18 protein-coding genes are annotated in these 22924 nt (G+C 65.1%); 11 read left to right on the forward strand and 7 right to left on the reverse strand.

Annotation, left to right across the window (positions count from 1 at the left end):
- Positions 1-8: 8 nt before the first annotated feature.
- The 5 genes from ACH6CV_RS05540 to ACH6CV_RS05560 all read right to left on the reverse strand — a co-directional run bounded on the left by ACH6CV_RS05540 (position 9) and on the right by ACH6CV_RS05560 (position 6589).
- Positions 9-1946 carry a DUF5054 domain-containing protein gene (locus ACH6CV_RS05540; protein WP_456357176.1) on the reverse strand — a complete coding sequence of 646 codons (1938 nt, stop codon included), beginning with the start codon at positions 1944-1946 and terminating at the stop codon, positions 9-11.
- 28 nt (positions 1947-1974) lie between these two features.
- Positions 1975-3255 (reverse strand): CehA/McbA family metallohydrolase, encoded by a 1281-nt coding sequence (locus ACH6CV_RS05545; protein ID WP_456357177.1) that lies wholly within the window; start codon positions 3253-3255, stop codon positions 1975-1977.
- A 7-nt stretch (positions 3256-3262) separates the two neighbouring features.
- Entirely contained in the window at positions 3263-4165 is a 903-nt protein-coding gene (locus ACH6CV_RS05550; RefSeq protein WP_456357178.1) for a carbohydrate ABC transporter permease, read from the reverse strand.
- A 10-nt stretch (positions 4166-4175) separates the two neighbouring features.
- The gene (locus ACH6CV_RS05555; RefSeq protein WP_456357179.1) at positions 4176-5078 is read right to left on the reverse strand and encodes an ABC transporter permease subunit; all 903 of its coding nucleotides are present in this window, start codon (positions 5076-5078) and stop codon (positions 4176-4178) included.
- Positions 5079-5203: 125 nt separating this feature from the next.
- On the reverse strand, positions 5204-6589 hold the full coding sequence (locus ACH6CV_RS05560; RefSeq protein WP_456357180.1) for an ABC transporter substrate-binding protein: 1386 nt from the start codon (positions 6587-6589) through the stop codon (positions 5204-5206).
- Between the two features lie 314 nt (positions 6590-6903).
- Between ACH6CV_RS05560 and ACH6CV_RS05565 the strand changes: the two genes are divergently transcribed.
- The 11 genes from ACH6CV_RS05565 to cls all read left to right on the forward strand — a co-directional run bounded on the left by ACH6CV_RS05565 (position 6904) and on the right by cls (position 21371).
- Positions 6904-7989, forward strand: a complete 1086-nt coding sequence (locus ACH6CV_RS05565) for a GntR family transcriptional regulator (protein WP_456357181.1) — start codon at positions 6904-6906, stop codon at positions 7987-7989.
- A gap of 29 nt (positions 7990-8018) precedes the next feature.
- Positions 8019-9212 carry a flagellin lysine-N-methylase gene (fliB, locus tag ACH6CV_RS05570; protein ID WP_456357182.1) on the forward strand — a complete coding sequence of 398 codons (1194 nt, stop codon included), beginning with the start codon at positions 8019-8021 and terminating at the stop codon, positions 9210-9212.
- A gap of 107 nt (positions 9213-9319) precedes the next feature.
- Positions 9320-10309, forward strand: a complete 990-nt coding sequence (locus ACH6CV_RS05575; RefSeq protein WP_456357183.1) for a LacI family DNA-binding transcriptional regulator — start codon at positions 9320-9322, stop codon at positions 10307-10309.
- A gap of 4 nt (positions 10310-10313) precedes the next feature.
- Positions 10314-11993, forward strand: coding sequence for a glycoside hydrolase family 13 protein (locus ACH6CV_RS05580; RefSeq protein WP_456357184.1), 1680 nt, complete (start codon positions 10314-10316; stop codon positions 11991-11993).
- Positions 11994-12005: 12 nt separating this feature from the next.
- Positions 12006-13250, forward strand: coding sequence for an extracellular solute-binding protein (locus tag ACH6CV_RS05585; RefSeq protein WP_456357185.1), 1245 nt, complete (start codon positions 12006-12008; stop codon positions 13248-13250).
- 187 nt (positions 13251-13437) lie between these two features.
- Positions 13438-14322: a carbohydrate ABC transporter permease gene (locus ACH6CV_RS05590; protein WP_456357186.1), complete on the forward strand. Its 885-nt coding sequence runs from the start codon at positions 13438-13440 to the stop codon at positions 14320-14322.
- Between the two features lie 10 nt (positions 14323-14332).
- Positions 14333-15178: a carbohydrate ABC transporter permease gene (locus ACH6CV_RS05595; RefSeq protein WP_456357187.1), complete on the forward strand. Its 846-nt coding sequence runs from the start codon at positions 14333-14335 to the stop codon at positions 15176-15178.
- Positions 15179-15263: 85 nt separating this feature from the next.
- Complete coding sequence (locus tag ACH6CV_RS05600) at positions 15264-15917, forward strand: DL-endopeptidase inhibitor IseA family protein (RefSeq protein ID WP_456357188.1); 654 nt, start codon at positions 15264-15266, stop codon at positions 15915-15917.
- A 74-nt stretch (positions 15918-15991) separates the two neighbouring features.
- Positions 15992-17470 carry a 4-alpha-glucanotransferase gene (gene malQ, locus ACH6CV_RS05605; protein ID WP_456357189.1) on the forward strand — a complete coding sequence of 493 codons (1479 nt, stop codon included), beginning with the start codon at positions 15992-15994 and terminating at the stop codon, positions 17468-17470.
- Positions 17467-19785, forward strand: a complete 2319-nt coding sequence (locus ACH6CV_RS05610; RefSeq protein WP_456357190.1) for a glycogen/starch/alpha-glucan phosphorylase — start codon at positions 17467-17469, stop codon at positions 19783-19785. The genes malQ and ACH6CV_RS05610 overlap by 4 nt, the downstream gene beginning before the upstream one ends.
- Positions 19786-19814: 29 nt before the next feature.
- Positions 19815-21371: a cardiolipin synthase gene (gene cls, locus ACH6CV_RS05615; RefSeq protein WP_456357191.1), complete on the forward strand. Its 1557-nt coding sequence runs from the start codon at positions 19815-19817 to the stop codon at positions 21369-21371.
- 62 nt (positions 21372-21433) lie between these two features.
- Here cls and ACH6CV_RS05620 read toward each other — a convergent pair whose 3' ends face one another.
- Both ACH6CV_RS05620 and ACH6CV_RS05625 read right to left on the reverse strand, forming a co-directional pair.
- Positions 21434-22321: a hypothetical protein gene (locus ACH6CV_RS05620; protein ID WP_456357192.1), complete on the reverse strand. Its 888-nt coding sequence runs from the start codon at positions 22319-22321 to the stop codon at positions 21434-21436.
- Positions 22322-22559: 238 nt separating this feature from the next.
- The gene (locus tag ACH6CV_RS05625) at positions 22560-22907 is read right to left on the reverse strand and encodes a DUF1292 domain-containing protein (protein ID WP_456357193.1); all 348 of its coding nucleotides are present in this window, start codon (positions 22905-22907) and stop codon (positions 22560-22562) included.
- Positions 22908-22924: the final 17 nt, after the last annotated feature.

Genomic DNA, 22924 nt, shown 5'->3' on the forward strand with positions numbered 1-22924 from the left:
TCAGAGCACTAACGCACCGTCAGTACAAACCGGAACCGCATGTCGCCCTCGATCCACTGCGGGAAGTTCGTGCCCCACTGGTTGTTGAACAGGTTGAAAACGAGCGTCGGTTCGCGGCGCTCGTACCGCCGGCGGTAGGTATAGATGCCCGTCTCGCCGATCGCCACGAGCGGCGAGTCCACGGCCTCCACGCGCACGGTCGCGCCGTTTTCGCTCGCCTCGACGTATCGCTCCAGGCAGTACAGCGCGTGGTTCGCGCCGTCCGCGATGTCGGTCGCCGGGTCGAGCCAGTCGCCGTTCTTGTTGATCCGGTAGGCCGGGTCCGCCATCGAAAGTTTCATCACCAGGCTGCCCGACTCGACGCAGGGCGTGGCCTGCTTGGCGTACAGCCGCAGTTCGATGGGCAGTTCATCCCCCGCCTCTTTAAGCGTCAGCCGCAGCTCGATCCGCTCGGCGTCGCCGTACTCGGCGCAGGCGCGAGCGCGGTAGCGCAGCGTAAGCACGCGCCCCTCGACCGCCCAGCCGTCGAAGGCGGGCTCGAACGTCGCGTGGCGCAAGTCCGGATACCCCTCGCGCCCGTTGTCCTGCTCGCCCCACTTCGAGGGCACCGAGCAGTAATCGCTCAGATATTTGTCCACCTCGTCCTTGCCGTAGACGTCGTAGCGGTACGAAAGGCCCTTGAGCAGCACCCGCCCCGTGCGCGCGTCGGCCGCCGAGATTTGCCCGCTGTCGCCAAACGACAGCCGGAACCGGCCGTTGCTCAGCGCATACAGACCCGGGCCCGTTTCGATTGCCGTCAGCGCGGGCCCCGCGTCGCCCGCTTCGCGCGGCGCGACCCCGTGCGCCTGCTCGAGCGCCGCCAGCAGCCGGTCCGCCGTGCGCGCCCGCGCGCGCTGCTCGTCCCACGAGCGCTCCATGTAGCGGTAGTCGGCGTCGCCGCGCACGGCCTGAAAGGCCGCCTTTTCATAGACCCGCCGCGCCTCGGGCAGCCAGGTCTTTACGTCCAGCCCCCAGGTGTGCTCCGCGAACAGCAGCAGTTGGTCGTACACGGGCATCAACTCGGCTTCGGCCGCCACGCCCGCGAGTGCCGCCGCCCTGCGTCGGCACTCGCGCACCAGCGCCACTTCCGCGGGGTAGCTGCCCACGCCGTGAATCCAGCTGTCGGCGAGGTCCAGCGTCACCACGGGCACGCCCGACAGGTCGTACTGCGCGAGATCATGATAGAAGTCGTCGAGCGTGCCGCTGACGATCTCGGCGCCGGGATATCGCTCGCCCATCTTTTGCGCGATCTCGCGGATGCCGTCGGGGGTCTGCGGGCCCAGGTTGTCGCTCGTGTGCTGGAACGACAGCCACACCGGGAACGGCCAATCCGCCGGCGGCTCCGCGGCGCCGTAGCCGTGCTCCGAGTACATCGTCAGCACGCGCGCGCCGTCCGGCCCCTGCCAGAAGAACAGCGGCGGCACCTCGGGCGAGCGGGCAAACTCGTTGCTGCCCAGGTGCAAGAACCGCACCCCCTGCTCGACCAGCACGCTGGGCAGGATGCGCCCGTGGCCGGGCACGTCGCTCATCTTGGCCGAAACCGGCATCGGCCTGTGATAGCGCGCACACAGCTCGCGCGCGTAGTGGAAGCCGGAGCGCAGCTCGGCAAGAGCGCAAAAATCGGTGTGGACCGTGTACGGCAGCGCGTGCCAGGCGATGCGGCCCGCGCCAATCAGCGCCTCCAGCCGGGGCCGCGCCGCGTCCGAACAGCGGATAAGCATCTCGCAAAGCGGCATGGCGGGCATGGTCCAGATGAACTGCCTGTCGCCGAGCGCCGCCGTCTGTTCGCAGGTGGTCAAAAGCGCCTCCAGCATGCCGCCCGCGTATTGGTCGAGCACCGCCTCGGAGAGATCGGTGAAGCCGATGTCGAAGTGGGTCTTGAAGGTCAGGATGATCTTTTGAATCATAGGACGACTGCTCCTTACGATGAGCGCATCATTCGAAATAGATCGGATTGCTGATCAGGCGCGGCAGGCATGCCATCGACGGCGGTTCCGTCTTCCACACCTCGAACCGGACGAACCGCGCGCCCGGCAGCTCGCGCTCGACGGCAAACGCCGCCATCGCGCAGGGTGCCGCGATGTTTTCTTCGCCAAGGTCGGTGATTACCCTGACGACATCCCCGGCGGAAAGAGCGCCAAACTCGGCCCGCACGCGGCGGCCCCGCGCCGCCTCGCCCAGCCCGGCCTCACCCACATGCGCGTCGATCGTCGGCCCTTTGTGGCCGAGCGTCACGAACCCGCGCCCGGCCTTGAGCGCCTCCAGGATGTCGCCCGGCTCGCGCGAATCGGCGTAGACCCAGGTGGCGGGGCAGGCCAGCGTGCGCATCGGCTCGGTAGCGTGGAAGTCGCTGCCGCTCACGATGGGCAGCCGCCGGCCCCGGCACAGCTCCCCGTGCCACCACTTGAGCGCGGGCAGGTTCTGTTCGGGCGGCGTGCCACCGTTCCAGATCTCCACGCAGTCCATCGCCAGATCCAGCCCGAACCGCCAGGCGCAGTCGGAAAACGGGTGGTTGACCGACACCAGCGCGCCGTTTGAGCGCGCCTCGTCCAGCCGGCCCAGCAGCGCTTCTTTTCCATTCACCGGGAACGGACAGCGGATCGGCCGGCGCGCGCCCATCAGGTTCACATGGCCGTCGTAGTGGGTCAGCTCCATGCCGGGGAGCATCGTCAGCCCCGCCGGCGGCGCCGCCATCTCGTCGTTTTGCGAGAATGCGTTGTGGTCGCTGACGCACAGGAAGTCCAGACCCATCTTCGCGGCGTCTTGCATCAGCTCGGCCGTGGTCAGGTTGCCGTCGGAGGCGGTCGAGTGGCAGTGCAGATCGCCTTTGAGCAATTGGCGGCGCTTCATCGTAAACTCAATGTCGTAGCGCACGTCGACGCCGCCGTCCTCCACGTGGTACGCGCCCGCGACGATCGTCCAGATGCCGGGCACGGCCTCGGTGGGCACATAGCCGCGCGCGGCGTGGGCCTTCGAGACGAAGATGTGCGTGCGGTTCGAGCCGGACGCGCCCACGAAATCGCTCGGGCCGATCAGCGCCAGGTCGATGATGTTGACCTCGCGCCGGGCGCGCTGGCCGTTTGCAACTTCCTCGCGCAAGCGCGTATAGTCGTACCGGATGTCGATCCGCTCAACGCCGGCGGGCACCTCGAACGGAATTTCGAGGTAGAGATTCTGCTCCGATTTTTCGATGCGGCGCGTGAAGGACAGGTTCATCGCATTTTTACTCCTTGCTGGAACCCAGCGTCATGCCCGAGAGCAGGAACTGCTGGGCGAAGATGTAGATCAAGAGCAGCGGGATCGTGCTGATGGCGACCGCCGCCATGATCGCGTTATCGGGCACGAGCATGCTGCTGCCCGACGTGGACACGTCCTTCTGCACGATCAGCGAGCGCAGGATCAGCGGCAGCGTGAACTTCGACTGGTCGGTCAGCAGCGTCGCGGGGATCATGATGTTGTTCCACTTGCTGACGAACTCCATGAAGAACACCGTGGCCAGACCCGGCAGCGATACCGGCAGGTAGATGCCGAAGAAGATCCGGTATTCGCTGGCCCCGTCCAGCCGCGCCGACTCGGCCAGGCTGTAGGGCACCGACAGGAAGTAGTTGCGCATCAGCAGGATCGAGAAGCCCGAAATCAGTCCGTTCGCGATCAGGCCGGCGTAGGTGTTGAGCAGGCCCAACTGCTTGTTCAGCGCGTAGATCGAGATCAGCGTCAGGTCGGCGGGGATCATCATCGTCAGCAGGATGAACGAGGTGATCGCCTGCTTGCCGGGTAGGTCGCGCTGGATCAGCACATAGCCCGCGAACGCCGACAGCAGCACCTGGATCACCACGCCGGTCAGCGACACAAACAGCGAGTTCAAAAAAGGCACGCCCAGCTTGGTCACCCTGAACACATAGTCATAGCCTTCCAGCGAGAACCTCGTCCACCACAGCTTGACGCCGCTTGCGCCGGCGTCGAGCGCGGTGCTGGTCGAGATCACGATCACGTTCCACATCGGCACGACCATCGCGACAAAGCACAGCGCCAGCAGCAGGTGGCAGACGATCCGCTGCGGCGGGGTGAGCACATTGCCGCGCTTGCCGCGCTTGCCGGCTGCGGTGGGTTGGATGTTGGGCTGCATGCGCTCCCTCCTATTCATAGGTTTCGTCGTAGCGGATCAGCTTGCGCACCGCCGCCGACAGCAGCAGCGTGGCGAGCAGCACCACCGTGGCCGCGGCGGTCGCGGGGCCGATTTGGAACTTGGCGATGCCCTGCTCGTAGATCAGCGCCAGCAGGTTGCGCACCTTGTCGTTGATGGCCGAGTTGCCCATGACGTAGATCTGGTCGAAGTTGCGCAAAAGGCCCATCACGCCCAGCATGAAGATGACCTTGATCGTCGGCACGATGTTGGGCACGGTAATCAGGATCAGCTGCTTAAGGCGCGACGCGCCGTCGATCGCGGCCGCCTCGTACAGGCTCGGGTCGATCGACACGATCCCCGCCAGCAGCAGCACGGCGTAGTAGCCCGCGTTCTTCCACGCGCCCGACACGATCATGATCGCGCGCGCGAGGCGCGGCTCGGCCATGAAGATCGTGGGCCGGAAGTCCGCGCCGGCGAAGCTGCGCATGACGCCGTTGACCAGCCCCGTCGGCGACAGGATCGACATCCAGATGCCGCCCACCACGGCCCAGCTCAAGAGATACGGCAGGTAGGTGACAGACTGCACGGCGCTTTTCAGCGGCTTGTGCCGGATCTCATTGATCATCAGCGCGAGCAGCAGCGCCACGCAAAACGTCAGCGCGAACGACAGCGCGCCGACGATCAGGGTGTTGACGAACGCCTGCCGGTACAGCGGGTGCGCGAGGATGTCCCGGTAATTTGTAAGGCCGATGAACTGCGACCCGCCCAGCAGCTTGACCTTGCGCAGCGAGTTGTAGATGCCCAGCGCGAGCGGGTAGTAGTTGAACACGATAAAGTACGCGGCGATCGGCAGCAGCATCAGGTAGAAGAACCGGTTCTTGCGCAGCCGGGCCGCGAGCGTGGCGCCTCGCATAGGGGTCACATCCTTTTCAAAAGCCCGGGTGTTGTAGCCGTTAAGGGCGAACCCTCCCCATTCTCCTCCAAGGAAGGGAATGGAATTGGCCGCCCTTAACGCCACAGCCCCCGGCTCAGATAGAATTATTTCTCCGTAACCCCCAGCGCCACGAGCTCGGCGCGCAGGCCCGCCAGGCCCTCGGGGATGCCGACTTCGCCCTTTATCATCTGGATGCCCCACTTGCCGACGGTGTTCTTGTAGTCGCCCTCGTTGGGGATCGGGCGGTCGATCGAGGCGTACTGCACGTAGGTAAGCGCCTCGGCCACGCCGCGGTTGTAGCCCACCGGATGCACAAAGTCCTTGCAGATCGGCACCGGCGCGCCGTGGTCGGAGGCGTGGGTCGCGCCGAGCTCGGTCAGCACGACCGCATCGCCCTCGCGGTTCCAGTCATTGCCCTCGATGCCGATCGACAGCAGCTCGCCGCCCTGCTGGGTGGCGAAGTACTCCAGCACGCGCTTGGCGCCGTCGGGGTTTAAGGCGTTGGCCGGGATCGCGAACAGCGACGCCGCGCCCTTCACCAGCATGTAGCCGCCGTCCGGCGTCTTCGTGCCGGGCAGGGACACGATCTCATATTCCGCCTCGGGCACGCCGGCGGCGGTCGCCTGCTGGTTGTGCAGGCCCACCCACATGGCCCAGTCCACGCAGACGCCGGTCAGATGGCTGGCCGCGCCCATCTTGGCGCGCATGTCCTTGGTCTTGTCCACAAAGGAGCCGGGGTCGAGCAACTGTTCGTCATACAGCTTCTTCAGCCACGCCCACACCGGCGCGGCCTCGTCCGAGGCGTAGGCGGCGTAGGTCTTGCCGTCCGCCGGGTCCAAGCTGACACCGTTCTTGAGGCCCAACGTCGCGAACCAGGGCTGCAGGTCGTATGTCTCGGAAATGACGGCGTTGAACGGGTAGAAGTCCTGGGTGTCCACGCCTTCCTTGAGCTTCTTCATCACTTCATAGTAGCCGTCCAGCGTGGGCTCGATCGCCTTGTAATCGACGCCGACCTGCGAAAGCAGCGCCTTGTTGAGCGCAACCACGCGGTGCAGTTCCTTCTTGTTGAAGCCCGCGTAGACCTTGCCGTCCACGGTGATGTCGAGCAGCTCCTGCGCTTCGACATTGGCGCTGTAGATCGGGCTGGTCGTCGCCCAATCGGTGATGTCGGTCAGCGCGTCCTGGGCGATCAGGTTCATGTAGTCGCTCATGTTCAGGTAGATCAGGTCGTATTGCTCGCCGCCCTGCAGCTTCTGCATCATGACCTGATTGTAGTCGGACGGCGGCTTCTCCATGCTGACCTCGAGGCCTACGGCCGCGGAAAGCGCCTCGGCGAACTTCGCCATCTCCTCTTCGTCCTTGCCTCCGGTCACGCTGACCAGCATCTTCACCGCGCCGCTGGCCGGTGACAGGGTCGGTTCGGCGACGGCCGTAGCCGCCGTCATGAGCAACGCCAGCAACAGGCAGAGCATTCTGGAAACCTTCTTCATCGGATCGTGACACTCCCTTCCATTCGCGTGCATATTGGGTATATAGAATATATCATGCGTGGCGGACTTTGTAAACGGTTATCCTGAAGAATTGTGAATAATAACTAGAAATTGATAACGGATTGATATATTGTGCGGACTATTTCCGAAAACGCGTCGGATTTGGCAATGTATCAATTCGGAGGACGCCATAAATCCATACTAAATATGTTTATTGACCGAGGCGGCTCAGACGTTGACACGCGACCGGCGGAGGTCTATAATGACAAAAGTATGTTTGATATACGCATTCCATTCAAAAGGGAGCAGTCGCCATGTCCACCGCCTTCCTGTACCACCGGGTGTACAATGCGCTGAAGGCGCGCATCGCGTCGGGGGAGCTTAAGCCGGGCGGCAAATTGCCGGGCGAGAAGGAGCTGACGGACGCGTTTTCGGTCAGCGGGATCACCGTGAAAAAGGCCCTGAACATGCTCGCCGAGCAGGGGCTGGTGGTTCGCATCCCCGGCCGCGGCACCTTTGTGCGCGATCAGGACGCCGCCGCGTCGGCGCAGGCGAAGCCTCAGCTGGTGGGCGTGATCCTGGAGCACGTCGCCAGCCCCTTCGGGCTCACGATGATGTACGAGCTGGATCGGCTGCTGGGGCAGGCGGGCCTTCGCATGGTCGTGCGGTTCTCCTACTGCGACCGCGCGCGCGAGACCGAGGAGATCGCGTTTTTGCGCACGCTCGGCGTACGCGGGCTGATCGTCATGCCCAGCCACGGCCAGAACTACAACCCCGAGATCCTGAAGCTGGTGCTGAACGGCTTCCCGATGATTTTGATCGACAAGAAGCTCGACGGCATCGACGTGCCCTCGGTGCGCACCGACAACCAGGCGGCGCTGCGCGACCTGGTGATGCACCTGGCCCGGTCGGGCAGGCGGCGCATCGGGCTGATCGCCACGGCCGAGGGCAACGCGACCAGCACCGTGGAGCGCCGGCGCGGCTTCCGCCAGGGGCTGCGCGAGGTGGGCCTTGCGGATGGTCCCGAGTGCGCGCTGCCCTTCGAGCGCGCGCCCGAGACGCCCGAGGCGTATGAAGACGCCGTCCGGCGCATCGCGCAGTACCTTGTGCGTTACCAGGCGGAGCTCGACGCCATCGTGTGCACCGAGTACAGCATCGTGCCCAAACTGGTGCGCGCGGCGGCGGACCTCAAGCTGGAACTCACGAAGCGCGTCGAGGTCTGCTCGGTCGATGAGGACGACATGGCCCCCGCGGGCTACACCTTCACCCACATGAAGCAGGACGAAGCCGCCATCGCCGAGCGCGCCGTGGCGCTGCTGCTTGAGAGGCTGAACGCGCCCGCGCATGGGCCCGCGCAGGATGTGCTGGTGCCCGCCGTGTTTCATCAAAAACGAGGCTGACCCGCGATTTCGTCCGAGGGGGGTTGTCGATGACGGAACGCCTATACCTGGTGCCGGACTACTACCCGCGCTTTCAGTGCAAGGGAGGGGACTGCCGCGCCTGCTGCTGCGTGGGCTGGGGTGTGTCGATCTCTATGCGGGAATACTTTACGCTGCTGGGACTCGACTGCGGCCCGGAATTGCGCCGGCGGCTCGACTGCGCGTTCCACATCGTGGAGCAGCCCAGCCCCGAGCGCTACGCGCAGCTGAACCACCGCTTTGACGGAGATTGTCCGCTGCGCCGGGAGGACGGGCTGTGCCGGCTGCACGCCGAGTGCGGCGAGGGCGCGCTGCCCGCCATCTGCCGGTATTACCCGCGCGGCGCGCACACCGCCCGGGCGGCCGAATGCTCGTGTGCCAACAGCTGCGAGGCGACGCTGGAATTGTTGATCGCGCAAAGAGAGCCGATCCGATTCGAGCGCATGCCGCTGGCGTTCAACCTGCCGGAGCTTCACGCCCAAGCGGACGAGCTTACGACGCAGTGTTACGAGCCCGCGCGGTCGGCCTGCCTCGGCGCGCTGCAGCGGCGCGCCCACGCGCTGCCCGCGCGGCTGACGCGGCTGTCGCGCTCGGTGGCGGCGCTGGGCGAGGGACTGGTGCGCCACGACCCGGCGTCGGTGGGCGCGGCGCTTCGGGCGCTCGCCGACCGCGATATGGGACCGCCGCACGTCCGGCCCAACCCTGCGCTGAGCCTCCGTGTGCAGCAGCGGCTGGCGCACTTCTGCATGCAGCGGGAGAGCGGCGTCTCGGGTCGATGCCGCGCGGCGCAGGCCGTGCTGGGCCTGGGCGAGGGGCCCGACATCGAGGCGGGCCAGCTGTCGGTCGCCGCGTCCCGCTACCGCGCGGCGTCCGCCCGGTTTGCGGCGTCGCACCCGGACTGGGAGCTGTGGTTCGAGCAACTGCTCGTGAACCACGCGTTCTACGCGGGCTACCCGTTCGAGAACCACCGGGGCAACCTGTGGGAGGCCCACGTGGCGCTGTGCGCGGTGTACGCGCTGATGCGGCTGCTGGCCGTGGGCACGCTTCATGATACCCCGGGCGAAGCGCCGTTCGTCGACCTGATGGCCTCGGCGTTCCGGCTGATCGAGCACTCGGGCTTTGACTGGAACGCCACGCTGCTGCTGCGCTCGATGGGCTGCGACAACATGCGCCGGCTGGACGGCGTGCTGATGGGCTGCGGGTGAGATGCCTGCGTACAATGTGATTTCCCGCTTGACAGCATTGGGCGACTTGGGTATAATGTATTCAATGCAACCGGTTGCCCGACATCGCATGGAGGGGGGGATCAACCTTGGCGGCGACCATTCACGATGTGGCACGGCTTGCCGGGGTCAATTCCTCCACCGTATCCCGCGTGCTCAACGGCAAGGCCAGCATCACCGAGGAGACGCGGGACAAGATTTATGCGGCCATGCGCGAGCTCGACTACCACCCCAACAGCGTGGCGCGCAGCCTGGCCAGCGGGCTCAGCGGCTCGATTGGCGTGGTGGTGGACGCGCAGGATGCCGATGCCTTCAGCAATGTCTACTTCAGCCGGAGCCTGTTTGCCATCGAGCAGGTGGCGCAATCGCGCGGCTACAATCTGATCATCGCCAACAGCGCCCGGAAGACCGGGGCCTCATCGGTCGAGGCGCTGATGCTGGAGCGCAAGGTGGACGGGCTGATCCTGCCCCCCTCCACCGTGAAACCGGCGCTCATCAAGAAGATCGGCGACTTCCCCTACGTGGTGCTGGGCCAGCCGGACGTCGCGGCCCAAAGCGCCAGCTGGGTGGACGTCAACAACGAGCAGGGCGCGGCGCTCGCGGCCAGGCACATGTACGACCGCGGCTACCGCCGCATCGCCTACGTGGGCGGTGACGGAAAGGCCGGCTTTGTCAAGCGCCGGGTGATGGGCTACCTGGGCGAGATCGACTACGCGCCCATGATCTTCAAGGCGGACGGCAGCGCGCAGGATGCCGAGCGCGCGGCCCGGGAGGCGATGAACGCGGCTGTGTGCCCCGACGCCTTCCTCTGCAACGACAACCTGACCGCCTTCGGCGTACTCAAGGCGCTCAAGGCGCTGCACATCGCGGTGCCCGATCAGGTCGGGCTGGTCACCTTCGACAACGCGCCGCTGGCGGAATACACCGACCCGCCGCTCACCGCCGTCGACGTGGACACGGCGCTGTTGGGCGAGCAGACCGCACGCCTGCTGTTTCAGCGCATCAAGCGCCCCGCGGCCGGCCAGCAGGTGATGCTGTCCGCCGCGCTGATCGAGCGCGAATCAACCTGTAGGATGTGAATAAATGAACCTCGCCGCCATCGCCCATGGGATCGACTTGCCGTTTAGGCAACCGATTGCACGAAACCGAATCCGATTCCGGCTGCTGGCCGCCGACGGCGACCTCGCGGCCTGCGCGCTCGTTTTGTGGAAGCGCAGCGAGCCTTACCCGGACAGCCGCCGGACGCTGTCCATGCGGCCGCGCTATCGCGATGGCGTGAAAGCCGAGTGGGTTTGCGACGCCGCGTTTCCGGAGGAGGCGCACTACATCAAGTACTTCTTCCGCTTGGAGGACCGCGCGGGTCAGACGCTGTGCTTCTGCGAGCACGGCTTTTCGGAAGGCGAGCCGGCCTCGGGCTTCTTCGAGGTGCTGCAGGTGTTTGACTGCGACATTCCCCGCACCCCGGCGTGGGCGACCGGCGCGGTCTACTACCAGGTCTTTCCCGAGCGGTTTGCCGTCGGCAACCCCGCCAAGGCATTGCGGGATTACGCGCCCTGGGACGCCGAACCGACGCGCGAGAACTTCCTGGGCGGCGACCTCAACGGCATCCGGGCGAAACTGCCATATCTCGAGGAATTGGGCGTGCAGTGCCTGTACCTGACGCCGATATTCGCAGCCGCGTTCAACCACAAGTACGCCACGACCGACTACTTTCGGATCGACCCCGACTTTGGCGACGCGGACGACCTGATCGCGCTGGTCGACTCGGCGCACGCGCGCGGCATCCGCGTGCTGTTGGACGGCGTGTTCAACCACACGGGCACGGGCTTTGCGCCGTTTCGGGACGTGGTGGACAACGGCGTTTCCTCCGCCTACCGCGACTGGTTTCACATCAAGCGTTTTCCCGTCGAAATCGACCCCGCCTGCTACGAATGCGTGGGCGACTACCCCCATATGCCGCGGCTCAACACCGGCCACCCGGACGTTCGCGCGTTCATCCTCAAGGTCATGCTCCATTGGCTGGACGAGGCCGGCGTCGACGGCTGGCGGCTGGACGTGGCCGACGAGGTGGACATGAACGCGCTGCGCTGGCTGCGGGACTGCGTGAAGGCGCGCCATCCCGAGGCGCTGTTGCTGGGCGAGACCTGGGGCGATGCCGGCCGGCTGGTCGCGGAGGGCGGCGCGCTGGACGCCGCAATGAACTACCTGTTCCGGGGCGCGATGGTCGACTACTTCGCCAAGGACGCGATCGACGAAGCGCAGTTGGGTGTGCGGCTGGAGCGCATGCTCATGAAATACCCGGACGAGGTCAACTTGCGCATGTACAACTGCCTGTCCAGTCACGACACCGCCCGCTTCCTGACCGAAGCGGCGGGTGAGCGCTGGCGGCTGATGCTGGCGATCGCGTTCCAGCTGCTGTTCCCGGGCAGCCCGGCCATCTACTACGGCGACGAGATCGGCATGGAGGGCGGCAACGATCCGCTCTGCCGGGGCGGCATGGCCTGGGACCGGGCGGACGGCGATTTGCTTCAGTGGAGCAAGCGCTGGATCCAGTTTAGAAAGGGCAGCCTGGCCGTTCGGCAAGGCGGCTATCGGACGCTGCTCGCCGACTCCGGGCGCAGGCTGTTTGCATTCGAGCGCGCGGTCGCGGGTGAGACGATCATCGCGGCCTTCAATCGCGGCGACGTGCCGCAGACGCTGGACTTCGCGGACGCGGCGGGCGCCATCGTTCCGCCCCGATCCGTAAAGATCATCAAGCTTTAAGGAGGGGACCTCATGCGTACCATCAGGAACATGCTGGCGATCGCGCTGGCGGCCATGCTCTGCCTTGCCGGAACGGCATTCGCGCAGGCGGCGGAGCCGGTGACCATCAACTTCTGGCACCACTACAGCGCCCAGTCTGCGGAGAACGAGACGCTGACAAACGTACTGATTCCCAAGTTCGAAGCCGAGCACCCGGGCGTCAAGGTCAATGCCGTACCCCACGAGTGGGCGGAGCTGCACGACAAGATACTGATCAGCGCAAGCTCCAACAGCCTGCCGGATGTCGCCCGATGCGACATCGCCTGGCTGCCCGAGTTCCAGAAGATGGGCGTGCTGGTCGCGCTCGACGAGGCCATGCCCGACTACGGCGAGGTCAGCGCGCAGCTGATCGACAGCGCCATGTCCACCGCCCACATCGGCGGCCATTACTACGCGCTGGCGCTCAACACCAACAGCAAGATCCTCTTCTATAATGTAGAGATGCTCGAGACAGCGGGCGTCACGCCGCCGACCACGATGGACGAGTGGGCGGACGCGGTGGCCAGACTGTCGGGCGAGAACGCCAATGGCCAGCAGGTTTGGGGCTGGAACGAGCCGGGGCTCAGCGGCTGGAATATCTGCCCCTTCATCTGGAGCTTCGGCGGCAGCCTGACCGACGACAGCCAGACCGTCGCCAGCGCTTACGTCAACTCGGACGCCACCGTCAAGGCGGTGGAGACCTTCGCCAAGCTCGCCCAGCAGGGCCAGCTGACCGGCTTTAACAGCGGCGATATCCCGATGACCGACGGCTTCGGCACCGGCCGCTACGCAATGATGCTGGAGGGTCCCTGGAAGGTGGCGGAGCTCGCCGGCGCGTACCCCGACGTGGTCTATGGCACTTCGCAGATCCCCTCGGGCGCGGGCGGAAGCGTCAGCGTGCTGGGCGGCGAGGACATCGCCATGTTCACAACCGCCAACCGCGAAGCGGCCTGGCAGTTCATGCAGTTCATGACGAGCGAGTATGCCCAGACCGAGATGGCGAAGTGCGGCCAGATTCCGGTCAGCAAGTCGGCGCTTGAGAGTGAGACGGTCAGGAGCGCCGCCTTTGCCCCCTACCTCGAGGCCATCAAGACCGCCAAGGCGCGGCCCACCGTCGCCGCTTGGAGCGAGATGGACAATGCGCTGGCCGGCGCGCTGACCGCGGTCGTCGCCGGCGAGAAGACCGCCCAACAGGCCATGGATGAGCTGGCCGTGGTTTTCGACGGGTTGCTGAAATAACGCGCGTCAGGGCCGGGTGCTGCGGCAGATCCCGGCCCCCTTGCCTCCCTCAATAAGGGAAGAGCCGGCAGACAGGGGGAGAGAAGAGCGCTCGTCGCACCTGATGAGGCCTGCGTCAAGCGTCAAGCAGGTTCTCTCCCTCGGTCGGCCGCGGCCGACGCTACGCCCCCACCAAGGAGGATTGCCCATGGAAATGCGATCCAGCCTGAACCGGTTTCAGCTGGGTGTGCTGCTCGCGCCGGGGTTGATTGTGTTCGGCGCGCTTACGGTGTACCCGATCGGAAGGCTGCTGGTCGGCAGCTTCTGCGACTGGAATTTCGCCTCGATGCTGAACCAGACCTACATCGGCACGGCCAACTACCGCGCGGTGTTCGCAGACGCGACCTTCCGGATGGTGTTCGTCAACAGCATCGTCTACACGCTGGTCACGGTGCCCGGACAGATGGCGCTCGGGCTGCTCGTAGCCGTGTTGCTGAACGGCGTTCGCCGCTTTAGCGTGCCCTTTCGCGTGGTCTACTACCTGCCGGTGATCACCTCCTGGGTCATCGCGTCGCTGGTGTTCCGCTACATCTTCAACACCGAGGGGCTGCTCAATCACCTGCTGACGGAGGTGCTGCGCGTGACCGACCGCAATGTGCGCTGGCTGGACAGCCGCTGGGGCGGGCTGACGGTGGCGATGATCCTGGGGATATGGAAGGGCGTGGGCTGGAACATGGTGGTGTTTCTGGCGGCGCTGCAGCAGGTGCCGCAGGACCTGTACGAAGCGGCGGAAATCGACGGCTGCAGCGCATGGAAACGGTTTGCCCATGTCACGATCCCCTCGATCCGGGGCACGGTGCTATTCGCGCTGATCATGCTGACGATCGGCGGGTTCAACGTGTTCACCTCGATCAAGATGATCACGGGCGGCAAGCCCGCGCACCAGACCGACACACTGCTCACATGGATGTACTACAATGCCTTCAGCGCGGGCAAGTTCGGCTACGCAGCGGCGCTCAGCTTCATCATGGCGCTGGCGCTTTCGCTGATGGCGGCGCTGCAGTTCAAGACCATGAAGCAGCTGGACGCGTGAGGGGCATGCTATGAAAAGACGATCGAAGCGCTGGACAGGGTTTGCGCGCTACCTGCTGCTGATTGTGGGCGCAACGGTCTCGCTGCTGCCGATGCTCTACATGCTGTCCACGTCGCTCAGGCCCAACGGCGCGCTGTACGAATATCCGCCGCGCTTCTTCCCGCGGCCGGAGGCGCTGACGCTGGAAAACTACCGCTACATCCTGGCGCAGGGCAGGTTCCACCAGAACTTTCTGAATTCCCTGTTCGTGGCGCTGGCCTCGGTGGCCTGTTCCGCGCTCGTATCCAGCGCAATGGCTTTCGCGCTGGGCAAATTCCGGTTTCCCGGGAAGAAGCTGCTGTTTGGCTTCATCGTGCTGACCATGATCATCCCCGGTACGACGATGATTGTGCCGCAGTTCGAGCTGGCGTCCAAGCTGAACCTGGTCGGCAAGCTGTGGGGCCTGGTTCCCTTCTACGTGGCTTGGGTCATCCCGTTTTCCACCTTCATGATCAAGGGGTTCATCGAAAACATCCCCGGCGAAATCACCGAGGCCGCCTGGATCGACGGCGCGAGCGTGATGACCGTGTACGCGCGCATCGCGCTGCCGCTGGCCGCGCCCGCCGTGGCCTCGGTCAGCATCTTCAATTTCCTGACCGTGTGGGAGGAGTATCCCTGGGCCAACCTCGTAATCAACGATGCCGCCAGGCGCACGCTCCCGATCGCCATCGCGGGCTTCTTCGGCCAGCACCAGTTCACACAATGGGGCTACGTGTTCGCCATGTCGGCGCTCACGCTGGTGCCCGTCGTGATCGTGTTCATCACCTGCCAGAAGTATTTTGTGCGCGGCCTGACCGCGGGCGGGGTGAAGGGATAACTTGTTCGAAACGGGGCTTGCCAATCGCGCCCGCTTCTCGTATAATGGGGCTGTGATGTACAAACGCGGGAGGGCTATTGTTTTTATGAAGAAGTTATTGTCGATCGTGCTCATCCTGTGCCTGCTGCTGACGGGCGTCGCGGCGCTGGCTGAGCAGGACGGTGCGCAGGGGCAGGACGAACAGGGGGAGACAGATGCGGACGAGTGGCTGTTTGAGGAAGACGACGCGGGCGATGAGGACGAAGGCGGCGTCGACCTGAGCGAATTCGACGAAATCGAGGGCGATGAGCCGCTCAGCGAGGAGGATGAGGTCGAGGATACGCTGCTGGGCGCGATGGAGGTGTACAGCTGGTTTGTGCTGCAGCCGCTCGACGTTGACATGGAGAAGCCCAGCGTCGACGGTACGCGCTACCAGGTGCTCGACGAGCGCTTCAACACCATGGACGCGCTGCGCTCGTTCGTGTCAGGCTACTTCAGCGACGAGCTGACCGGCGAGCTGTTCGCGATGAATGTATACACCGAGGAGAACGGCTACCTGTACACCACCGCGAGCGGGCGCAACATCGACGAGGGCATCGGCGAAACCGAGTTCGAGGTTGCCGAGGAGACCGCCGACCGCATCGTCTACACGGTCACCGTGCACTACTGGGACGAGGCGACGGAGACCGAGAAGTTCACCTACGAACGCCGGTTGATCGACGGAACGTGGAGGTTCACCGTGTTCCCGTTCTTCTGGTAAACCCAATGGAAGCAGTTCACGCGCATACGGCCCGGCCGGATGCGCGTGATTCGATTACAGAAGGGGAGGAGCTCATGAAACTCAAACGGCAGGCCGGCGTGCTGATGCACATCTCATCGCTGCCCGGGCCCGAAGGCATCGGCACGCTGGGGCGACCGGCGCACGACTTCGTGGACTTTCTTGAGCGCGTCGGCGTGCGCGTGTGGCAGATGCTGCCCGTCGGGCCCGCGGGCGGCGGCGATTCGCCCTATCAAAGCCCCTCGACCTTCGCGGGCAACCCGCTTTTGATCGACTTTGCGCTGCTGCGCGAGGAGGGGCTGCTCGACGAGCGCGCCGAGGCGTGGCCCGACGGGCCGGTCGACTACCCGCGCGTGCTCAGGAATCGGCGCATGATGCTCGAGCGCGCGTTTGCGCTGTCCTACGCGCGGCTTGAGAGCGAGGTCGCGGACTTCCGCCGGCGGAACGCCTGGGCGGAGGATTACGCGCTGTTCATGGCGCTGCGCGAGCACTTCGAGGGCGCGAGGCTCGACGCCTGGCCCGACCGCGCCGCGCGGCTGCGCGAGCCGGAGGCGATCGAACAATACCGGGCGCTGCTGAGCGATCGGATCGACCGACACCTGTTCGCGCAGTACCTGTTCGAGCGCCAGTGGGCCGCGCTCAAGGTCTACGCCGCGGGCAAGGGCGTCCGGCTGTTCGGCGACCTGCCGATCTACACCGCCGCCGACTCGGCCGACGTATGGACGCACCCGGAGCTGTTCAAGCTCGACGAGGAACGCCGCCCGGTCAAGGTGGCCGGCGTGCCGCCCGACTACTTCAGCGAGGACGGCCAGCTGTGGGGCAACCCGGTGTACGCCTGGAAGGCGCACAAGGCGAGCGATTACGCCTGGTGGGTCGAGCGCATGCGCGGCGTGGCCAACCGGTTCGACTGGGTGCGCATCGACCACTTCATCGGGTTTGTCAACTACTACAGCGTGGATTACGGCGCGCCCAACGCGCGCGAAGGCGCGTGGAAGAAGGGCCCGGGCGCAGGGCTGTTCCGGGCGATCTGCCGGGCGCTGCCCGAGCTTACGATCGTGGCCGAGGACTTGGGCGTGACCAACCCGAAGGTGGACGCGCTGCGCAAGCAGTACGGCTTCCCCGGCATGAAGGTGCTGCAATTCGGCTTCGACCCCGGCAAGCGCAATCCGCACCGGCCGGAGCGGATTAAGAAGAACTGCGTGGCCTACACCGGCACGCACGACAACGACACCACGCTCGGCTGGTGGGCGAGCGCCTCGCCCGGGCTGCGCCGCGCGGTGCGCAAGCGCCTGCCGCTGGGGCCGGGCGAGGACGTGGTGGAGCGCATGGTGCACGCCGTGATGATGAGCCGCGCGGCCACATGCGTGATCCCGATGCAGGATATTCTGGGATTGGGCAACGAGGCGCGCATGAACCTGCCGGGCACGCCCGAGGGCAACTGGCGCTGGCGCATGTCGCCGGATGCGCTGAGCGATGAGCTGACGCAGCGGCTCAAGCGGTTGATCGACGAGAGCGGAAGGGGAGCGGACGCATGACGAGAGGGGAGAGGTTGCTCGAGGCGGCGCGTATCCGGCTGATGGCCGAGCATCGGGTGACGCTGGATGCGGCGCGGCCCGAGCAATTGCACGGGGCGCTCGCGGGCGCGCTGATTGAGGACATCGCACCCGCCTGGGCGCACGCGGAGGAGAAGCGCGACGCCGGGCGGCAGGTCGCCTACCTGTCGGCCGAGTACCTGATCGGGCGTCAGATCTTCAACAACCTCTATTGTGCCGGCTTGCTCGGCGAGGTCGAGCCCTTGCTGGCCGCGCAGGGCGCGTCGCTCGCCGCGCTCGAGGACATCGAGGACGCGGCGCTGGGCAACGGGGGTCTGGGGCGGCTGGCCGCCTGTTACCTGGACAGTGCCGCCACCCACGGCGTGCCGCTGACCGGCTACGGGCTGCGCTACCGCTACGGGCTGTTCAAGCAGTCGTTCGAGGAGGGCCGCCAGGTGGAGTCGCCCGACGACTGGACGCGCTGGGGCGATCCCTGGGGCGTGCGGCGCGAAGCGCTCGGCGTGGTGGTCGAGCTCAAGGAGGGCGCCGTGCGCGCGGTGCCCTACGACATGCCGGTTCTGGGCTTTGGCACGGACAACATCGGCACGTTGCGTCTGTGGCAGACCGAGGCGATTGAGGGCCTCGACTTTCAGGCGTTCGCCGATCAGCGCTACGCGCAGGCCTCGCTCCGCCAGCGGCGCGCCGAGGACATCGTGCGGGTGCTCTACCCCAACGACACCCGGCGCGCGGGCAAGCTGATGCGCGTCAAGCAGCAGTACGTGCTGTCGAGCGCCTCGCTCAAGGACATGCTGCGCGCCTTCCGCGCGCGCTTCGGCGGCGACTATGAGAAGTTCCCCGAGCGCTACGCGATCCAGCTCAACGACACCCACCCGGCGATGGCCATCCCCGAGCTGATCCGGCTGCTGATGGCGGACGGCGTTTCGTTCGACGACGCGTTCGCTCTTTCGCGGCGCACGTTCAGCTACACCAACCACACCGTGATGGCCGAGGCGCTCGAGGTCTGGGACGAGCGGCTGCTCGCGGGCGCGGTTCCGCAATTGGCGGGCGTGATCCGCAAGATCGACGCGCACCTGTCGGCGCGGCATCCGGGCAGGCACATCGTGCTGGGCGGGAAGGTGCACATGGCGGACCTCTCGGTGTACGCGACTTGCGCGACCAACGGCGTGGCCCGCATCCATTCGGACATCTTAAAGCGCGACCTGTTCGCCGACTGGCACGCGCTCTACCCCGAGCGGTTTTTCAATGTCACCAACGGCATCACCCAGCGCCGCTGGCTTGGATTGTGCAACCCGGAGCTGACGCGGCTGCTCAAGGACCGGCTGGGCACGGACGGCTTCCTGACCGACCTGAATCGGCTGTCGGAGCTCAAGGGGATGATCGACGAGGCGCTGTGCGATGAATTCCTGGGCGTCAAGCGGGAAAAGAAGCGCCAGCTGTCGTCCTTTATCGAGCGGCGCGAGGGCGTCGAAATCCCCACGGACTTCATCTTCGACGTGCAGGTCAAGCGGCTGCACGAGTACAAGCGCCAGCTGATGAACGCGCTCGCGCTTCTGGCGATCTACTTCGAGCTCAAGGCGGGTAATTTGCAGGATTTCCGCCCGATGGCCGCAATCTTCGGGGCCAAGGCCTACCCCGGCTACGTGCGCGCCAAGGCGGTGATCCACCTGATCCACCGCATCGCGGCGCTGGTCAACTCAGACGAGCGGACGAACGACCGGCTGCGCGTGGTGTTCGTGAGCGACTACAACGTCAGCTACGCCGAGCGCATCATCCCGGCCGCCGAGATTTCCGAGCAGATTTCGCCCGCGGGTACCGAGGCCAGCGGCACCGGCAACATGAAACTGATGCTGAACGGCGCGATCACGCTGGGCACGATGGACGGCGCGAACGTCGAAATTGTGGAGCAGGCGGGCATCGCAAATGCCGCCATCTTCGGTGCGACGGTGGAAGAGCTGAATGCGATGAAGGCCAACTACCAGCCGCGGCAATTATACGATGCGGACGAACTGCTTAGGCGCTGCGTGGACGCGCTGGCCGACGGCACGCTGGGCGAGCGCGACGCGGCGATCGCGGAACTCAAGGATGCGTTGCTTGCCGGAACCGATTGGCATGCGCCCGACCACTATTTTGTGCTCCACGACTTCCGTCCCTACCTCGAGGCGCGGCTGAACCTGAACAGGGTGTTCGCCGACCCCCGTGTCTACGCGCGCATGGCCCTTCACAACATCGCCTCCGCCGGCCACTTCTCCGCGGACCGCGCGGTTAAGACCTACGCGCAGGAGATTTGGAGGGTCTGAGGAGGCAATGCGGTAGAACGGAAGGGGGGATGCCGGTGGGCAAGGCGCTCAAGAAGCTGGCGCTCACGGTCACGGATCGGGTGTTCGTCACCGGGGTACTGATCCTCGTGCAGCTGTTTTGGTTTTTGTTTGTGTTCATCCACCTGACGCGGTACTCGGCGCTGCTGACCGCGCTGCTGCAGGTGGCCAGCTTGGTCATCGTGCTGGGGCTGGTGAAATCCGACGACAACCCGTCGTACCGCATCGCGTGGATCACGCTGGTGATGGCGCTGCCGGTGTTCGGGGGCTTTTGCTACCTGATCGCCGGCAACAAGCGTCCCTCGAGGCGCATGCGCAAGCGGATCGAGGTCGAACGACGCCGGATCGCCCCGTTGAAGCCAACGCTCACGCAGGCGCTCGAACGCCTGCGCGAGCGGGACGTGCGCGCGGCCGGGCGCAGCGAATATCTGAAGCGTTACGGCTGTCCGCTCTACGAAAACAGCCGCGCCACCTACTATCCGATCGGCGAGGAGATGTTCGCCGCGATGCTCGAAGCGCTGGAGGCCGCCGAGCACTTCATCTTCATGGAGTACTTCATCATCGAAGACGGCGAGATGTGGCGGAAAACCCTCGAAGTGCTTCAGCGAAAGGCGCGCGCGGGCGTGGACGTGCGGCTGATCTACGACGACTTTGGCTGCTTGACGCTGCTCCCGAATTCGTTCGTCCAGGACATGGAGTCAAGGGGGATCAAGTGCCTGCGCTTCAACCCATTCGTGCCGTTCCTGTCGATGGTGATGAATACCCGCGACCACCGCAAGATCATGGTGATCGACGGGTATGTAGCGTTCAACGGCGGCATCAACCTGGCCGACGAGTACATCAACCGCAAGGTCGTGAACGGCCATTGGAAAGACACCGGCGTAAAGGTGCGCGGAGACGCCGTATGGAGCTTTACGCTGATGTTCCTTGAGATGTGGAACGCGTTCCGGCGGGAGGAAGGGGACTGCGAGGACTTCGATGCGTTCCGCCCGCATGCGCACCACCCGGAAGCGTTTGAGACCGATGGGTTCGTGCAGCCGTTCGACGATTCGCCGCTCGACGACGAGCCGGTGTCGGCGACCACCTACATCGACATCCTCGCGCAGGCCAAGCGCTACGCGTACATCTTCACGCCCTACCTGATTATCGACGACCTGATGCGCGCGGCGCTGGCGAACGCGGCCAAGCGCGGGGTAGACGTGCGCATCGTGACGCCGGGCATCCCCGACAAGAAGCTGGTGTTTCGGCTGACGCGCTCGAACTATCCGCCGCTGCTGAGCGCCGGGGTCCGTATCTTCGAGTACACGCCGGGCTTCATACACGCCAAGAGCATGCTCTCGGACGATTGTTACGGGCTCGTGGGCACGGTCAACCTGGACTATCGGAGCCTGTTCTTGCACTTCGAATGCGGCACATACCTGTACGGCGCGGCCGCGCTCGACGCGCTCAAGGCCGATAAGCTGGCGACGCTCGCAAAGTGCCGGGAGGTCACGACGGACGACTGCCGGGAGGGGTTCTGGGGAAGGCTGTTGGACGCGGTGCTGAGAGCTTTCGCGCCGCTGTTCTAGGCAAGCGCTGCTCAGATCCCGTGCGCTTTGGCGCCTGCCCAGGGGTCACCGCCTATCTGAGGCTATCCGGGCAGCGCGGCGCCCTTGGACGTTCGCATCTTCACCTCATACCGCACCGTCTCCGGCGGCACTTCCAAGAGCGCCGGGTCGTTCAGATACTTATACAGCACCGCCAACGCGCGCGCATAGGACGCCCCGCCCATGATGCGCTCGTCGGTCACGATCCCGAGCGGCAGTTGGTTCTTGTAGCCCACCTGTCCGCCCGGAAGCGGCTGGAGCGCGCGCTCGATCTTGCCCAGCGACACGAACGCGCTTGTCGTGCCGAAGTTGTACAGGTGATGGTAGATGTACGACATGTTGATCGACGCCATGTTCGTGATGAACAGGCTCGTGTGGAACGGGCTGGCGTCGTAGATGAGGGATGGCAGCAGCCCGTACCGGTCGAGCAGTTTCACCAGCGCCACCGCCAACGTACCCAGCCCGGGTACCGCCAGCAGCGCCCGCGCGAACCGGTCGGTCAGCGTACCCTCATCGCTCACCCGCCCGTGCGCGATCGCCCGCCCCATCCTCGCGTCGACGTCGTAGATCGTGTCGGTCAGATTGAGCTCCACCTTGGCCACCGATTCGTCCACGCCATCGCCGCCGCTTTTCAAGACCACGAACGACACGCTTACCCGATTGCGCGCGTAGATCTGCTTGTTGACCACGAAGCGGTTAAGTTCCGGACAGGCCGCCATCGCGCGCAGATAGGCCGCGACCACGATCGTCATGAATGAAAAATTGTGCCCGTCCGCCCGCTTGGCCTTGATGTACTGGGCCAGTACGTCGTAGTCGAGCGCGTGCTTGCTGAAGTTCTGCGCGTCGTTACGCACGGGCATGATGTAGGGCCCGAATCGCACGATCGGATCCAGTTTTGTCAGGCGGCGGCCGTCGGGCCTGATGCCAAACACGGCAATCCCCCTTTTGTCTTCATAATCCTGTGTACATGCCAATCGGAATCATGAACGCGTTCATCAGGCGAGCGGGTCTTTCGTCCTCGCCAAGCCTTGCGGCGCGGGCGCGGCGATTCGGTGCCGCACGGTGCGGAAGGGAAGACGCCGCTGATGGATGCGGAAATGATTCCGGTTGGTATCCGTATAGAAAAGGGCCGCCCCTCAGCGAAGCGGCCCATCGGCCCGTGCGGACCGCCTATTGCTCAGTTTGATCCTCTTCGTCGTCTTCGTCGTCTTCGTCGTCATCGGCGTACAGCTCGTTCTGAACGAAATCGATCAGCTTATCGAGCAGCGCCTCGTCGACCGGGACGAACTCCTCTTCGTCGTCGCCCACCGGCTCGACGCGCATGATATAGGCTTCCTGCTGCTCGGCACCGCAACCATCGCAATGCTCATGGTCGTGATCGTGCTGCTCATCCTCGTTGTATTCGACCATCACGGCGTATTCCTGGCCCTCGTAAAAGAAATAGTCAAGAACCTCCATGGTGATTTCATTGCCCTCGTCGTCTACAATGACGATCAGATCCTGCTCCTGTTGCTCCATGGGAACACCGCCCCTTC

The organism is Anaerozeibacter quisquiliarum, assembly GCF_051162045.1.
GTDB classification, from domain to species: domain Bacteria; phylum Bacillota; class Clostridia; order Christensenellales; family Aristaeellaceae; genus Anaerozeibacter; species Anaerozeibacter quisquiliarum.

What these genes read in the sequence shown, in the direction of transcription:
- ACH6CV_RS05540 (WP_456357176.1), bottom strand. Translation starts at nt 1,946, where the DNA reads ATGATTCAAAAGATCATCCTGACCTTCAAGACCCACTTCGACATCGGC.
- ACH6CV_RS05545 (WP_456357177.1), bottom strand. Translation starts at nt 3,255, where the DNA reads ATGAACCTGTCCTTCACGCGCCGCATCGAAAAATCGGAGCAGAATCTC.
- ACH6CV_RS05550 (WP_456357178.1), bottom strand. Translation starts at nt 4,165, where the DNA reads ATGCAGCCCAACATCCAACCCACCGCAGCCGGCAAGCGCGGCAAGCGC.
- ACH6CV_RS05555 (WP_456357179.1), bottom strand. Translation starts at nt 5,078, where the DNA reads ATGCGAGGCGCCACGCTCGCGGCCCGGCTGCGCAAGAACCGGTTCTTC.
- ACH6CV_RS05560 (WP_456357180.1), bottom strand. Translation starts at nt 6,589, where the DNA reads ATGAAGAAGGTTTCCAGAATGCTCTGCCTGTTGCTGGCGTTGCTCATG.
- ACH6CV_RS05565 (WP_456357181.1), top strand. Translation starts at nt 6,904, where the DNA reads ATGTCCACCGCCTTCCTGTACCACCGGGTGTACAATGCGCTGAAGGCG.
- fliB (WP_456357182.1), top strand. Translation starts at nt 8,019, where the DNA reads ATGACGGAACGCCTATACCTGGTGCCGGACTACTACCCGCGCTTTCAG.
- ACH6CV_RS05580 (WP_456357184.1), top strand. Translation starts at nt 10,314, where the DNA reads ATGAACCTCGCCGCCATCGCCCATGGGATCGACTTGCCGTTTAGGCAA.
- ACH6CV_RS05585 (WP_456357185.1), top strand. Translation starts at nt 12,006, where the DNA reads ATGCGTACCATCAGGAACATGCTGGCGATCGCGCTGGCGGCCATGCTC.
- ACH6CV_RS05590 (WP_456357186.1), top strand. Translation starts at nt 13,438, where the DNA reads ATGGAAATGCGATCCAGCCTGAACCGGTTTCAGCTGGGTGTGCTGCTC.
- ACH6CV_RS05595 (WP_456357187.1), top strand. Translation starts at nt 14,333, where the DNA reads ATGAAAAGACGATCGAAGCGCTGGACAGGGTTTGCGCGCTACCTGCTG.
- ACH6CV_RS05600 (WP_456357188.1), top strand. Translation starts at nt 15,264, where the DNA reads ATGAAGAAGTTATTGTCGATCGTGCTCATCCTGTGCCTGCTGCTGACG.
- malQ (WP_456357189.1), top strand. Translation starts at nt 15,992, where the DNA reads ATGAAACTCAAACGGCAGGCCGGCGTGCTGATGCACATCTCATCGCTG.
- ACH6CV_RS05610 (WP_456357190.1), top strand. Translation starts at nt 17,467, where the DNA reads ATGACGAGAGGGGAGAGGTTGCTCGAGGCGGCGCGTATCCGGCTGATG.
- cls (WP_456357191.1), top strand. Translation starts at nt 19,815, where the DNA reads ATGCCGGTGGGCAAGGCGCTCAAGAAGCTGGCGCTCACGGTCACGGAT.
- ACH6CV_RS05625 (WP_456357193.1), bottom strand. Translation starts at nt 22,907, where the DNA reads ATGGAGCAACAGGAGCAGGATCTGATCGTCATTGTAGACGACGAGGGC.